Raw genomic sequence first — 13,676 nt, forward strand, 5'->3', positions numbered from 1 at the left:
TAAAATGGCCATCCGCACAGGATGGCCATTTCAAGAAAAACTGGCTTGTCTTGTCAGTGCGCTTTACTTGTTGCCCAGTGCACTGGCATCGATTTGCGGCATTTCGATTTTGACTTCAAGCACTTCCAGCGAGTCCTGGCGATCAAGGTTCACCTTGATGTCATCGGGATTAATCTTCACGTAGCGTGAGATGACTTCGACCAGCTCTTTTTGCAAGCGGGGCAAGTAGTCTGGGGCAACGCCGCCTTGACCACGTTCGTTAATGAGGATCAGTTGCAGACGGTCTTTGGCGACCGTTGCCGACGTTTTTTTGTGACCGAGCAGGAAGGACAGGAAAGACATATTACTTTCCTCCGAACAGGCGCTTGAACAGGCCTGGTTTTTCGTAATCCACAAATCGCAGTGGTTTATCGCCACCCAAGTAGCGGTCGATGATGTCGTGATAGGCTTGGGCTACGTCACTTTCCTTGATATGGATAACGGGTACTCCTTGGTTAGAGGCTTGCAGCACAGTTTCCGATTCGGGCGTCACGCCGATCAGCTTGATGCGCAAAATGTCCTCGACGTCCTGCAAGGACAGCATCTCGCCATCAGATACACGCTTGGGGCTGTAGCGCGTCAGCAGCAAATATTCTTTGATGGGCTCTTTGCCTAGTTCAGCACGTTGCGACTTGGCCGCCAGAATGCCCAGGATGCGGTCCGAGTCACGTACCGACGAGACTTCCGGGTTGGTCACGACCAAGGCATCGTCAGCGAAGTAGGACGCCATCAGGGCGCCGGTTTCAATACCTGCGGGCGAATCGCACACAATGTATTCAAAACCCATGCCCTTGAGCTCTTCCAGAACCTTCTCTACCCCTTCACGGCTCAGCGCGTCTTTGTCACGCGTTTGGGAGGCAGGCAGGATGAACAGGTTTTCGATCTGTTTGTCACGGATCAAGGCCTGGTTCAAGGTTGCTTCGCCTTGAATCACGTTGACGAAGTCATAGACGACACGGCGTTCGCAACCCATGATCAGATCCAGGTTGCGCAAACCGACGTCAAAGTCGATGACGGCGGTCTTGTGACCGCGCATCGCAAGGCCAGATGCAAAACTGGCACTGGTGGTGGTTTTGCCCACACCACCCTTGCCGGAGGTCACTACAACTATACGCGCCATGACAATCGGATTCCTTTGTTTTTCAAGTCACATAATCGTAAAGCATAACGGGCCTAATTTTGACATCCGCTCTGCCACTTAGCCTACTGCTTAGAAACAAAACATATCAATTGCTTTGTTCGGTGTCAGCTTACACGTTTGTGCTTGCACTTGCTTGCCTGTGTGGGGGGCGCAGTGCAGGCCACTATAAAAAGCGCCGGCTTTAGCCGGCGCCTTGTGCTGCTAGGAACTCAGGGGATCAAACCTGAGCGTATCGTCTTCCAGTGTGACCACCGCCGGCTTGTTACGCAGCTGTTCATCCAGACGCGTTTCAATAATGCGGTACACGCCTGCAATGGCGATCAGTTCCGGGTCCAGCTCGGTTGTGAAGATGCGCGCTTTGTTATCTCCACGGGCACCCGCCATTGCCTTGCCGCGCAGCGGACCGTAGACGTGGATATTGCCATCGGCCACCACTTCGGCACCTTGGCTGACGGCACCAATCACAATCAAGTCCGTGTGACGAGCGTAGATACGCTGGCCGGAACGCAGTTGACGGTTGATGATGAGTGCCGCCGGAGCAATTGCGGGAGGTGGCGGGGCAGAAGCAACAGGGGTTTCCTGCTGGGCCGACTTCGACAAGACAGGCACTTCTTTGTCCGGTGCCGCTTGGGCTTGCGGGCGGGCAGGCGGGTTGGACAATTCAACGTGCGGCAAGCCGCTGTCGATGGCGTTATCGGCATGATTCGGATGGGCAATGATGCCCACAGGATGCAGTTTGTGCTGACGCAGGGCGGTCACCAGGGCCGTCCAGTCCACTGGGGCGTCAATGGCGCTGGCATCGATAACGACGGGTTCGTCCTCAAAGAAGGAACCCGCGTCTTTCATGCGTTGCGCCAGTGCGGCTAACTGCTCGGCTGTGTCAGCCGAGCGCAGCACCACGCGTACGGCATACAGTGTGGCACTTTTGAAATCCAGGGCTTGCGGCCCTTTGGCATGAGTCTGATCGTTCACGTTAATAGCCTTAGACCCAAGTGTCTTTCAGAGTCGTAGTGCGGTTCAGAACAGGTTTTTCGGGGGTGGAGTCCTCGCGGTCCGCCACAAAATACCCCAGGCGCTCAAACTGCCAGTGGGCATCGGGAGTCGCTTTGGTGCCTGGCTCCAGCCAACCTTGAATCACGCGCAGCGAGTTCGGGTTGATGTGCTCCAGGAAGTCCTGGTCGGCGGCATCGGGCTGGGGATGGGCAAAGAGCCGGTCGTACTGGCGGATCTCAGCAGCAATCGCGTGTTCGGCGCTGATCCAGGTGATCGTGCCCTTGACCTTGACCAAGTCTGCACCAGGCGTGCCACTTTTGGTATCTGGCAGGTATTCCGCCAGTACTTGGGTGACATTGCCTTGTTCGTCTTTAACGCAGCCGGTGCAACGCACCACATAGCCGTATTTCAGGCGCACAGTATTGCCGGGGAACAGGCGGAAGTACTTTTTAGGCGGCTCTTCCTTGAAGTCCTCGCGCTCAATGTATAGGCGACCGGAGAAGGGGAACTCGCGTTGGCCCGCCTCTGGATTGTGCGGGTTGCGCGGTGCATGGCACAGCTCGCTTTGACCTTCCGGGTAATTAGTGATGATCAGTTCGATCGGGTCCAGAATGGCAACGCTGCGGTCGGCCACTGGGTCCAGATCATCGCGCAAGGCTTGTTCCAGCAGGCTGTAGTCCACGTGCTGAGCCGCTTTGGATACACCCAGGCGGTCTGTAAACAGACGGATGGCACCAGCGCTGTAACCACGACGGCGCAAACCGGCCAGGGTAGGCATGCGGGGGTCATCCCAACCTGATACGTGATTTTCTTGAACCAGTTGGCGCAGCTTGCGCTTGCTGGTGACCACGTAGGACAGGTTCAAACGAGAGAACTCGTACTGTTTGGGTAAGGGGTCAGACAACTGGCCCAGTTCGACCAGGCGTTCCAGAATCCAGTTGTAGAACGGGCGCTGATCTTCAAATTCCAGGGTACACAGACTGTGAGTGATGCGCTCCAGCGCGTCTTCTACAGGGTGAGCCCAGCTGTACATGGGGTAGATGCACCATTTATTGCCGGTGCGATGATGCTCAGCATGGCGGATGCGGTACATGACCGGGTCGCGCATATTGATATTGGGCGAGCCCATATCAATCTTGGCGCGTAAGGCCATGCTGCCATCGGGATGCTGGCCATCGCGCATTTCGCGCAGCAGCTTGATGGATTCTTCGGCAGGGCGGTCGCGCCAGGGCGAGTTCACGCCTTTTTCAGTCAGCGTGCCACGGTTGGCGCGCATTTGTTCAGCATTTTGCTCGTCGACATACGCGTAGCCTGCGTTCACCAGGGCTTCGGCGAACTGGTACATATAGTCGAAATAGTCGCTGGCAAAGTACAGGTTGTCTTCGTTTTTGAAGGTCCAGTCAAAGCCCAGCCACTTGACCATGTCGATAATGGCGTCCACGTACTCCTGTTCTTCTTTCTCAGGATTGGTGTCGTCAAAACGCAGGTGGCAGGCGCCCAGATAGTCGCTGGCCAGTCCAAAGTTCAAGCAGATGCTTTTAGCGTGCCCAATGTGCAAGTAACCGTTGGGTTCGGGGGGGAAGCGTGTACGAATACGCGCGGCATCAATAGCCGCCCCTTCCTGGGTACTGGCCGGGCCTGGTTGGCCGGCCCAGGATTTTTGTGCGTAACGGCCAGCGCTCAGATCCTGGTCGATGATCGTGCGCAGAAAATTAGATACGGGAGCGGGAGTGGTGTCAGAGGTCATACACGTTTGAAATAAAGAAGCCGACAGACTAATCGGCCATTTTGCCACGTTCTTGTTTTAGAGGGGTATTTGTCCCTAGAACGGCTTCTAAAAATTGGCGTGGAAACTTAAGGTAGTATGGTGGCGTTTGCAGGCCAATTCACCCTACACTAGCGCTCATTATGACGCACTCCGCCCTTTCTCTGTCTCACGCCCAGTTTTTCCTTAGCCTGGGCTTCATGCTGCTGTTTCTGGCTCTGGAGCTGGGACTAGCCTGGGTGCTGCTGTTTTTCAAGCTCAAGACCTTTGGCAGCAATGCCACCGCCTGGATGGGGGCGTATCGTTTCTGGGTGCGTCTGTTCGCGCTGGCTTTTATTTTAAGCTTTGCCGCTTCCATGCCTGTGCTGATTCAGTTTGGCAGCGTCTGGCCGGGTTTGATGGAACTGGTGGGCGATGTCATTGGCCCCATGCTGGCGGCCTCCATGCTGTCCCTGTTTATCTTCAAGTCCTGTTTTTTGGGCGTGATGCTGTTTGCGCAGCGCATGCTCTCTAATCTGGTGCATACGCTGGTGGTATTGATGGTGGCCTTGGGCGTGACGGTCACCGCGTTCTGGCTGGTCGCCATTGTGGCCTGGATGCAGGTGCCCACCGGCGTGGATGTGATTGAAGGCCATTATGTGGTGATGGACTGGCTGGATGTTCTCAGTACCCCCGCCTTACCCTGGTACGCCGGTCTTTTATTGGCCGGCAGTTTGCTGACCGTGGCTTTTTTCATGTTGGGCGTAACCTGCGCCCAGACCATGCAAAAACCCGTGACGGATCAGGAACGACTGGCGTTTCGCAGCGCTTTGCTTTTAGGCCTGGTGGCCTGGGTCGCCCTGGTGTGCGTGGTGGTTGGAAATGGTTTTATGACGGCCGAGTATCAGCCCGCCAAGGCCGCAGCAGCGGCCGCGTACTGGGAAAGCGGTTCGCAGCCGGACTTAATTCTGGTGGCAGCACCTTCGGCCTTGCAAGACAGTGTCTTGGGCGTGCTGCGTTGGTCGCACGCGGGTGGACGCTGGCTGGGTCGCAATGACAGCGGCATTTTAATGGGTCTAGATCAGTTTTCCGAGGCCATGCCGCCCGTGACCTTGACCTTCTGGTCCTTCCGTCTGGCGGTATTGGCAGGGGCTTTGATGCTGTTTCTGTTGCTCTGGGTTGTGTTGCGTACGCGCCGTTATGGCTTGGACCCGCACTCCCTCTCTTATAGAGAGCGTCAGCTGATGGTGGCTGCCTCAGTATTGGGCTGGATCATGTTGCTGGCCGGGGCTGCCTACGTTTTGCTGGGGTTTCTACCGTATCTGGTGGGGAACGATATTCTGGCGGCGCAGGTGCAGAGTCCGGAAAGTGTCGTTACGGTTGGGCTGGGCGTGCTCTTTTATGGCCTGGTGTACGTCTTGTGCATGATTGGCTTTTTCCAGAAGCTGCGACACGCAGTTCGTTTTGGCGTGGTGCCGATCGCGCGTCATCGGGGGCGGGCATGATTGACTCTTTCGCGAATGCGCTGGGACTGGGCGCTCATGACCCCGCCTTCTGGATGCCGCTGGCGTTTCTGGCCCTGTTCTTCTTGATTATTGTGGCCGGCACGGTTCTGGACGGCTTTGATATTGGTGTTGGCTGCCTGTCTTTATTAGCGCCCGATTCCTTGCGTCCCCGCATGTTGTCCTTGCTCAGCCCTTGGCGCGATGCCAATGAGTTCTGGCTGTTTCTCGGCTTAGGCCTGTTTGTCTGCGCTTTCCCCAAAGCCTGGGGAGCCGTGATGGGCGGGTTGTATGGGCCTTTATGCGCCTTGGGTGTGGGCGTTTTTTCTCGTTCCGTATCCTTTGAGTTCCGCCTGCGTGCACCGGTAGAGCGTCAGTCTCGCTGGCAAATGGGTTTTGCCCTGGGCTCCTGGTTGACGGCGTTTTCCCATGGTGTCTTGTTGGCTCAAGTCGTTGTCGGTTTTCAAAGTGACGCGGGCTACATCTGGTTCTCAATTTTCATGGGCTTTTGCGCTATCGCCGCGTACTGCTTGCTGGGTGCCAGCTGGCTTATCATGCGCGAAGCGGGCGAGCTACGCGCCCGTGCCGTGAACTGGGGCCGTCGATCGGTACGCTGGTTTGCAGCCGGTGCAGTCGGGGTATCCGTCGTGCTGGCGTTTGTGAACGCCGGTGTGTTGCTCAAATGGAGCGATGGCCCTTATTGGGGGCTAGTGCTGTTCTTGTGGGCGCTGATTCTAAGCTGCTTCGTATCGATCGAAATGAGCCTACAGCGCATGATTAACAGCAGCTATCGCACCACTGCCTTGCCCTTTTTGCTGACCCTGTTTGTGATGGTGTCCGTTATGGCAGGGCTGGCGTTCAGTTTCTTCCCCTATTTGATTCTGGACGAAATGACGGTGTGGGATGCAGCTGCTGGGGTGCCGGCATTAAGCCTGATCCTGTCTGCCATTGTGATTGCCCTGCCCATTGTGCTGATTTTCAATGTATGGGTGTACTGGCGTATGTTTGGTTTGTCCCGCCCACCTTTGCCGCCCAGCTTTAAAGGCTGACCTTTCTTATGATTGCCCATTCCGTACTGTCGATGCGCAAGCGTCTGCAGGGCTTCAAGTGGTTGTCTGATATGCCTGCCATGCTGGCCTGGGCAGTGCTGGCCGGAATTCTGGGAGCCCTGGCCACCTTGGCCTTTCATCAGGGCATGCGCTTTGTGCAGCAAGTTGTCACGGGACAGCATGGCGGTATCGTGGCGGTAACGGAAGGCTTGTCCTGGTACATGCGCTTGTTGTTTCCCACCTTGGGTGGTCTGTGCGCCGGCATCTTGTTGTGGTTGGCAGGACGTTTGCCTTCAGGAAGTAACTCCGACTATATGGAAGCAGTGGCCATTGGTGATGGCCGCTTGTCGATCCGCCAGGGCTTGTTGCGATCCTTATCTTCCTTGATGACTGTTGCCTCCGGTGGTTCGATTGGCCGGGAAGGGGCGATGGTGCATTTGGCCTCTTTGTCCGCCTCAGCCATTGGCCGTTTCACCTTGTTTGGTGAGGCCCGTCTGCGTTTGCTGGTGGCCTGTGGTGCGGCTGCCGGGGTGGCCGCCGCCTATGGGGCACCGATTGCCGGGGCCGTGTTTGTGGCCGAGATCGTGCTGGGCACCATGACCATGAGCAGCTTTGGCCCCTTGCTGATGGCAGCCGTCAGCGCACACCTGACCATGCGCATGTTGGGGGGTTATCACGCCCCCTATGAAATGACGAATGTTCAGGCGGTGGCAGGCTGGGACATTTTGCCCTTTCTGGTCCTGGGTGTGCTGATCGGTCTGGCCGCTCCGGCTTTCCTGAAATTGCTGAATCTGTTTCGCACCCTGTTCAAGCGTACCGGGCTGGGCTTGCCTTTGCGGCTGGCTCTGGGTGGATTGTTACTGGGACTTTTGCTGATCATCATGCCGCGCGTAGCGGGCAATGGCTTTAGTGTGGTCTCGTCCATGCTTCACAGTGATTGGGCCTGGTACAGCGTTCTAATCATTTTGCTGTTCAAGGTCTTGGCCACAGGGCTGACGGTTGGCTCGGGGGCGGTGGGTGGTGTGTTTACCCCAGCGATCTTTGTTGGCGCTGCTTTTGGTACCTTGTTCGGTCAGCTGACCTTGCTGGTTTTTCCGGGCCTAGACTTGCCGCTGTATCTGTTCACCTTGGTGGGTATGGGGGCTTTTCTGGGTGCGGCGACCAGTGCACCGTTCATGGCAATTCTGATGCTGTTTGAAATGACGCTCAGCTATCAGTTAGTGCTGCCGCTGATCGTGGCTTGCGTCATGGCGTATTTTGTGTCGCGCGGTGTGGCCGAGGTCGCCATGTACGAAGTGACGCTGGTGCGCGAGCGCGATGCCTTACTGCGCCACAAGTTGCGTCACACCACCTTGGCGGAGTTGGTGCGCCCGGCGGACACTGTGGTCAGCACGACCACCCAGATGCGGGACGCCCTGCAAATGTTTTTGGACTATCCCGTGCGCTATTTGTACGTGGTGAACGAAGAACAGGTTTACCAAGGGGTGATTGCCCAGCCTGACTTGACGCGTATGTTGTTGGACGACAACGCTGCGCAGGAACGGGTAGTCGGGGATATTTTGCGTATGGATTTTGTCAAAACTCTGTACCCCAACATGAGTCTGGACGAGGCCCAGGAGCACTTCGTGAGCTTTGCCGGAGAGCGTCTGCCCGTATTGAATAGTGACGGTTCGGGTCGCCTGATTGGTGTAGTCTATAAGTCTGCCGTGCTGGAAAAGTATTCCGCCATCAAACGCTCCCTGGATGCGAGCGGCGAAGTGATGTTGGATGCCCGGCGCTAAACTCTTTTTGTGACATAAACCATGCGTACAAGAGCTTGCCAGCGAGGCTTGGCAGGCGGGCTGATTGTCGGTCTTGCCATGCTGTTCGCTGTTCCATTGGCTGCCGCTCAAAGCCGTGTCGGGCTGGAAAACCTGTCTGCCACACGTGTTTACGGAGTGGATGAGTCCCAGGCTATTCCGGCTCAGGAACTTGCACCGGTGGAACCTTTTTTTGATGCCTCGCAATGGCATCGCCAGGGTGATCAGGATTTGCCCAGTCCTGCTGCGTCCATGGATTTCTCTTTTTCTGATTTCAGCCTGAACGGTTCCAACACCGCCAGTCTGGCCCGTTCTATTCAATATAGTCAGCAATCCTCGCCCATCTGGAGTGCGCGCTGGCTGAGCAGCTCGCCTGATCAGGTCTGGCAGTTTGGTGAGCGTAATTGGCGCTATATGAATGATGAGGGCCTGCAGCTGACCTTGGGTAATGACACCGTGACTGCGCCCGACTGGGCGCGGCCTGTGGCGCTGGGCGGCATTAATATTACCCAGCAGTTTGAACAGGGGCCGGTCGGGCCGTGGCGTTACGCTCTGGCGGTGGGCGCACTGGATATGACGGGCAAGCAGGACAATGGGGATTTGGTGTACGGTTCTTCCGCCAGCAGTTTGATGCTCAGCACGGATGTCACCAGCAGAACGAGTATTGATACCCAGATGGAAAGCGCAAGCAATTTTGGCCTGACCGGTCTGGGTGCCACCTATCGCTCGCCAGAATTCGGTGTCTGGCAGGCCAGCGTAGCCCGAGCAACCCATGCGGTGGGGCAGGGCTGGCGATATCAGGCCGCTTACGGACTTGATGTGCTGGACGATCTGCACCTGCAATGGCAGGGTGAACGCTACCAGGACAATTTTCTGGATTTAAGCCGTTATCAGGGCATGAAGGTGGACGCCGCCAGTAGCCGGCAGGTCGTGGGCCTATCCGTTCCTTTGCGTCGCTGGGGCGAGGTTCAGACCCAGTACGAGGTGCAGCAGGTAGTTGCCGGAGGGGAGAACCGCTACCTTGGGGTCACGCAGCAGTTCTGGTACAGTCCCCACCTTAGGGTGGGTTTACAGGCTCGCCGTCATCTGGAAAGTCGTCAGTCGAACATCGCGCTGCGTTTTTCTATTCCGATTTTTTAAGCAGGCGGCATGGCCCAGTCAGCACTTGAGGTTCTTCAGGAAGTTTTTGGTTATGACAGTTTTCGTGGCTCTCAGCACGAGATTATCGAGACCCTGATCCAAGGCGGTGACGCCCTGGTCTTGATGCCCACAGGCGGCGGCAAGTCGCTCTGTTACCAAATTCCTGCATTGGTGCGACCTGGCACCGGCGTGGTGGTTTCCCCCCTGATTGCCTTGATGCAAGATCAGGTGGATGCGCTCAACGAACTGGGTGTGAACGCCGCTTATTTGAACTCCACCCAAGATTGGCAAACTGCCCGCGAGGTCGAACGCGAGTTCCTGACCGGGCAGCTGGATCTGCTGTATGTGGCTCCCGAGCGTTTGCTGACGGATCGTTGTCTGGATTTGCTGGCACGTGGACAGGTTTCCCTGTTCGCCATCGATGAAGCCCACTGCGTATCGCAATGGGGCCACGACTTCCGCCCGGAATATCTGGGCCTGGATCTGCTGGCCGAGCGTTGGCCGGGTGTGCCACGGGTTGCCTTGACGGCCACCGCCACTCAACTGACGCGGGTAGAAATTGCCCAGCGCCTGAAGTTGGAAGAAGCCCGCCACTTCGTGGCCAGCTTTGACCGTCCTAATATTTGCTACCGCATTATTGAAAAGAATGAGGTGCGCAAACAACTGCTGAATTTTATTCAGGAAGAGCATTCGGGGCACGCAGGGATTGTGTATTGTCTGTCTCGTTCGCGAGTGGATGACACGGCAGAGTTTCTGTGCAAGAACGGTATTCACGCCTTGCCGTACCATGCCGGCCTGGAGGCGCAGCAACGTGCCATCAATCAGGCGCGCTTTCTGCGCGAGGAAGGGGTGGTCATGGTGGCGACGATTGCCTTTGGTATGGGCGTCAACAAGCCGGACGTGCGCTTTGTGGCCCATATTGACTTACCTAAATCGGTAGAGGGCTATTACCAGGAGACCGGGCGTGCCGGTCGTGATGGCGAAGTCGCCACCGCCTGGCTGGCCTATGGCTTGCAAGACGTGGTGCAGCTGTATCGCATGATCAATCAGTCACAAGGCGATGCGGCGCACCGGCGTCAGCAAGGTCAAGCTCTGGATGCCATGCTGGGTTTGTGTGAAACCATCTCGTGCCGTCGACAGCACTTGCTGGCGTATTTTGATCAGCAGATCGAACCTTGCGGTAACTGTGATACCTGCCTGGAAGCACCAGAGGCCTGGGATGGGACGGTGGCGGCCCAGAAGATGTTGTCCACTATCTACAGATTGTGGCGCGAACGGGGTCAGCGGTTCGGGGCAGGGCATCTGATCGATATCCTGCTGGGCAAAACGACCGATCGGGTCAAAGAGCATGAGCACGACAAGCTAACGGTCTTTGGTGTGGGCAAGGAGTTGTCCGATCAGGCTTGGCGCGGTGTCTTGCGCCAATTGTTGGCACATAGTTTGGTGACGGTGGACCCGGAAGGCTACGGCACCTTGTTGCTGACTGATGCCAGCCGAGAGGTCCTGAAGGGCGAGCGGACCTTAATGCTGCGCCGCGAAACCGTAACACGCGGACCGGCGGCACATAGAACCAAAGGTCAGGCCCCGGTTGGGCCTGCACTGGAGCCTGATCAACAGCGCCGTTTCGAGGCTTTGCGTGTCTGGCGCGCAGCCACCGCACGTGAGCATGGTGTGCCGGCTTATGTCATTTTTCACGACGCTACTTTGCGTGAAGTGGCCATCCAGTGCCCGCGCTCAGAAGCTGATCTGGAGCCGATTACAGGCATTGGGGTACGTAAGCGGGAAGCCTACGGAGAGGCATTGCTGCGCTGCGTTCAGGAGCTCCAAACGCTGTAAGAATTGTTAATGGCGCAAGAACTTGTTTCATTTGAAAGCGCTATATGTAGTAGAATATCAGCTAATCTGCACTACATATGGTGCTTGCTAGTGATGCCAAAGCTGCCGCAGGCGCTTCTCCGCATACATCCGTTTTCCGAGACTCCAGATGCAACAAACCGAACAATTAATGGTCACCAAACGGGATGGCCGCACAGAACCTATTAACCTCGACAAGATTCACCGAGTCGTTGATTGGGCTGCTGAAGGTCTCAGCAATGTGTCCGTCTCCCAGGTAGAGCTGCGCTCGCACATTCAGTTCTATAACGGTATTCGCACCAGCGATATCCACGAAACCATTATTAAGTCGGCTGCAGATCTGATCTCTGAAGATACGCCCGATTACCAGTATCTGGCTGCCCGCCTGGCGATTTTCCATCTGCGCAAAATTGCATTTGGTCAGTTTGAGCCCCCGACCCTGTTCGATCACGTGACGCTTCAAACCAAAGAAGGTCGCTACGATCCCCATCTGCTGCAAGATTACACGCGCGCCGAGTTCGATGAGCTGGGTGCTCACCTGGATCACTGGCGTGACATGAACTTCTCGTACGGTGCCGTCAAGCAGTTGGAAGGCAAGTACCTGATTCAAAACCGCGTCACCAAGCGCATCTACGAAAGCCCCCAGTTCCTGTACATGCTGGTGGCCATGTGCCTGTTCGCCCGTTACCCCGCTGAAACCCGTCTAAGCTTTATCAAGCGCTTCTATGACGCGGTATCGCAGTTCAAGATTTCCTTGCCTACGCCCATCATGGCTGGCGTTCGCACACCTACTCGCCAGTTCAGCTCTTGCGTTCTGATTGAATGTGATGACAGCTTGGACAGCATCAATGCCACGACCAGTGCCATTGTGCGTTACGTCTCCCAGCGTGCCGGTATCGGTATCAACGGTGGTCGTATTCGCGCCGTAGGCAGCGAAATTCGTGGTGGTGAAGCTCAACACACCGGTTGCCTGCCTTTCTTCAAGATGTTCCAGGCTGCCGTGAAGTCTTGCTCGCAAGGCGGCGTGCGCGGTGGCGCAGCCACTTTGTTCTACCCCATGTGGCACCTGGAAGTGGAAACGCTGCTGGTGTTGAAGAACAATCGTGGTGTGGAAGAAAACCGTATCCGTCACCTGGACTATGGCGTTCAGATCAACCGCCTGTTGTATCAGCGTCTGATCAAGGGTGGTCACATCACCTTGTTCTCGCCGCATGACGTTCCAGGCCTGTACGACGCTTTCTTTGCTGATCAGGACGAGTTCGAGCGCCTGTACGAAAAGTACGAGCAAGATCCTGCTATTCGCAAACGTAGCCTGCCAGCCGTGGAGTTATTCTCCTTGCTGATGCAAGAGCGCGCCAGCACGGGCCGTATCTATATTCAGAACGTAGACCATTGCAATACGCACAGCCCTTTCCAGGCTGATCGTGCTCCTGTGCGCCAGTCTAATCTGTGCATGGAAATTGCTCTGCCTACCAAGCCCTTGAATGATCTGAACGATGCAGAAGGTGAAATTGCCCTGTGCACGTTGTCGGCGTTCAACTTGGGTGCTCTGAAATCCCTGGATGAGCTGGACAGCTTGTCTGAGCTGATTGTGCGTGCTCTGGATGCGTTGCTGGATTATCAGGATTACCCGGTCAAGGCGGCGTTGAACGCCACCAACAAGCGTCGTTCCCTGGGCGTTGGCGTAATCAACTACGCCTACTACCTGGCCAAGAATGGCACCCGTTATTCGGATCCGGCAGCGCTGGGCCTGACTCACCGCACTTTTGAAGCCATTCAGTACTACCTGTTGAAGGCTTCGGTGCAGTTGTCGCGTGAATACGGTCCTTGCGATGCCTTCGACGAAACCACATACGCCAAGGGCCTGTTGCCTACCGACACGTACAAAAAAGACGTAGACGGTATTTGCAACGAGCCACTGCATCTGGATTGGGAAGCTTTGCGTGCTGACATCGTCAAGTACGGTCTGCGCAACTCCACCCTGACAGCCTTGATGCCATCGGAAACCTCCAGCCAGATCGCCAATGCCACCAACGGTATTGAGCCTCCTCGTGGTCTGGTGTCGGTCAAGCAATCCAAAGACGGTATCTTGCGTCAGGTTGTGCCTGAATTTGAGAAATATAAGGACCAGTACGAATTGCTGTGGCAAATGCCCGGCAACGACGACTACCTGAAGTTGGTTGGCGTGATGCAGAAATTTGTCGACCAGTCGATTTCTGCTAACACCAACTATGATCCACAGCGGTTCGAGGGCGGCCGTGTGCCGATGAAGCAACTGCTCAAGGACTTGCTGCTGGCCTACAAATACGGTGTGAAGACCTTGTACTACCACAACACTCGCGACGGTGCCGACGACTCGCATGGCGAAGTTGAAGACGACGGTTGCGCCAGTGGGGCGTGCAAGATCTAAGCAAG

The 13,676-nt window shown here is 56.2% G+C and carries 10 protein-coding genes; 6 read left to right on the forward strand and 4 right to left on the reverse strand.

Annotated features, from left to right (window positions below; all coding sequences use genetic code 11):
• Window positions 1-63: 63 nt before the first annotated feature.
• From minE to IE156_RS07400, 4 genes are all read right to left on the reverse strand, one after another.
• Entirely contained in the window at window positions 64-342 is a 279-nt protein-coding gene (gene minE / locus IE156_RS07385; RefSeq protein WP_189391883.1) for a cell division topological specificity factor MinE, read from the reverse strand.
• Window position 343: 1 nt separating this feature from the next.
• Complete coding sequence (gene minD / locus IE156_RS07390; RefSeq protein WP_189391884.1) at window positions 344-1,159, reverse strand: septum site-determining protein MinD; 816 nt, start codon at window positions 1,157-1,159, stop codon at window positions 344-346.
• A gap of 222 nt (window positions 1,160-1,381) precedes the next feature.
• Window positions 1,382-2,152, reverse strand: a complete 771-nt coding sequence (gene minC / locus IE156_RS07395; RefSeq protein WP_189391885.1) for a septum site-determining protein MinC — start codon at window positions 2,150-2,152, stop codon at window positions 1,382-1,384.
• A gap of 10 nt (window positions 2,153-2,162) precedes the next feature.
• Window positions 2,163-3,920: a glutamine--tRNA ligase/YqeY domain fusion protein gene (locus tag IE156_RS07400; protein ID WP_189391886.1), complete on the reverse strand. Its 1,758-nt coding sequence runs from the start codon at window positions 3,918-3,920 to the stop codon at window positions 2,163-2,165.
• Between the two features lie 161 nt (window positions 3,921-4,081).
• Here IE156_RS07400 and IE156_RS07405 point away from each other — a divergent pair, with 161 nt between their 5' ends.
• From IE156_RS07405 to nrdA, 6 genes are all read left to right on the forward strand, one after another.
• The gene (locus tag IE156_RS07405) at window positions 4,082-5,422 is read left to right on the forward strand and encodes a cytochrome ubiquinol oxidase subunit I (protein ID WP_189391887.1); all 1,341 of its coding nucleotides are present in this window, start codon (window positions 4,082-4,084) and stop codon (window positions 5,420-5,422) included.
• Window positions 5,419-6,468, forward strand: a complete 1,050-nt coding sequence (locus IE156_RS07410) for a cytochrome d ubiquinol oxidase subunit II (RefSeq protein WP_189391888.1) — start codon at window positions 5,419-5,421, stop codon at window positions 6,466-6,468. The genes IE156_RS07405 and IE156_RS07410 overlap by 4 nt, the downstream gene beginning before the upstream one ends.
• Before the next feature lie 8 nt (window positions 6,469-6,476).
• Window positions 6,477-8,249 carry a ClcB-like voltage-gated chloride channel protein gene (locus IE156_RS07415; protein ID WP_189391889.1) on the forward strand — a complete coding sequence of 591 codons (1,773 nt, stop codon included), beginning with the start codon at window positions 6,477-6,479 and terminating at the stop codon, window positions 8,247-8,249.
• 21 nt (window positions 8,250-8,270) lie between these two features.
• Window positions 8,271-9,407, forward strand: coding sequence for a fimbria/pilus outer membrane usher protein (locus IE156_RS07420; RefSeq protein WP_189391890.1), 1,137 nt, complete (start codon window positions 8,271-8,273; stop codon window positions 9,405-9,407).
• A 9-nt stretch (window positions 9,408-9,416) separates the two neighbouring features.
• The gene (gene recQ, locus IE156_RS07425; protein WP_189391891.1) at window positions 9,417-11,243 is read left to right on the forward strand and encodes a DNA helicase RecQ; all 1,827 of its coding nucleotides are present in this window, start codon (window positions 9,417-9,419) and stop codon (window positions 11,241-11,243) included.
• Window positions 11,244-11,391: 148 nt separating this feature from the next.
• Window positions 11,392-13,671: a class 1a ribonucleoside-diphosphate reductase subunit alpha gene (gene nrdA / locus IE156_RS07430; protein ID WP_189391892.1), complete on the forward strand. Its 2,280-nt coding sequence runs from the start codon at window positions 11,392-11,394 to the stop codon at window positions 13,669-13,671.
• Window positions 13,672-13,676: the final 5 nt, after the last annotated feature.

It is taken from the genome of Alcaligenes pakistanensis (genome assembly GCF_014652815.1).
In the GTDB taxonomy this organism is placed as follows: Bacteria; Pseudomonadota; Gammaproteobacteria; order Burkholderiales; family Burkholderiaceae_B; genus Alcaligenes; species Alcaligenes pakistanensis.

What these genes read in the sequence shown, in the direction of transcription:
- IE156_RS07415 (WP_189391889.1), top strand. Translation starts at nt 6,477, where the DNA reads ATGATTGCCCATTCCGTACTGTCGATGCGCAAGCGTCTGCAGGGCTTC.
- minE (WP_189391883.1), bottom strand. Translation starts at nt 342, where the DNA reads ATGTCTTTCCTGTCCTTCCTGCTCGGTCACAAAAAAACGTCGGCAACG.
- IE156_RS07405 (WP_189391887.1), top strand. Translation starts at nt 4,082, where the DNA reads ATGACGCACTCCGCCCTTTCTCTGTCTCACGCCCAGTTTTTCCTTAGC.
- IE156_RS07410 (WP_189391888.1), top strand. Translation starts at nt 5,419, where the DNA reads ATGATTGACTCTTTCGCGAATGCGCTGGGACTGGGCGCTCATGACCCC.
- nrdA (WP_189391892.1), top strand. Translation starts at nt 11,392, where the DNA reads ATGCAACAAACCGAACAATTAATGGTCACCAAACGGGATGGCCGCACA.
- IE156_RS07420 (WP_189391890.1), top strand. Translation starts at nt 8,271, where the DNA reads ATGCGTACAAGAGCTTGCCAGCGAGGCTTGGCAGGCGGGCTGATTGTC.
- recQ (WP_189391891.1), top strand. Translation starts at nt 9,417, where the DNA reads ATGGCCCAGTCAGCACTTGAGGTTCTTCAGGAAGTTTTTGGTTATGAC.
- minD (WP_189391884.1), bottom strand. Translation starts at nt 1,159, where the DNA reads ATGGCGCGTATAGTTGTAGTGACCTCCGGCAAGGGTGGTGTGGGCAAA.
- IE156_RS07400 (WP_189391886.1), bottom strand. Translation starts at nt 3,920, where the DNA reads ATGACCTCTGACACCACTCCCGCTCCCGTATCTAATTTTCTGCGCACG.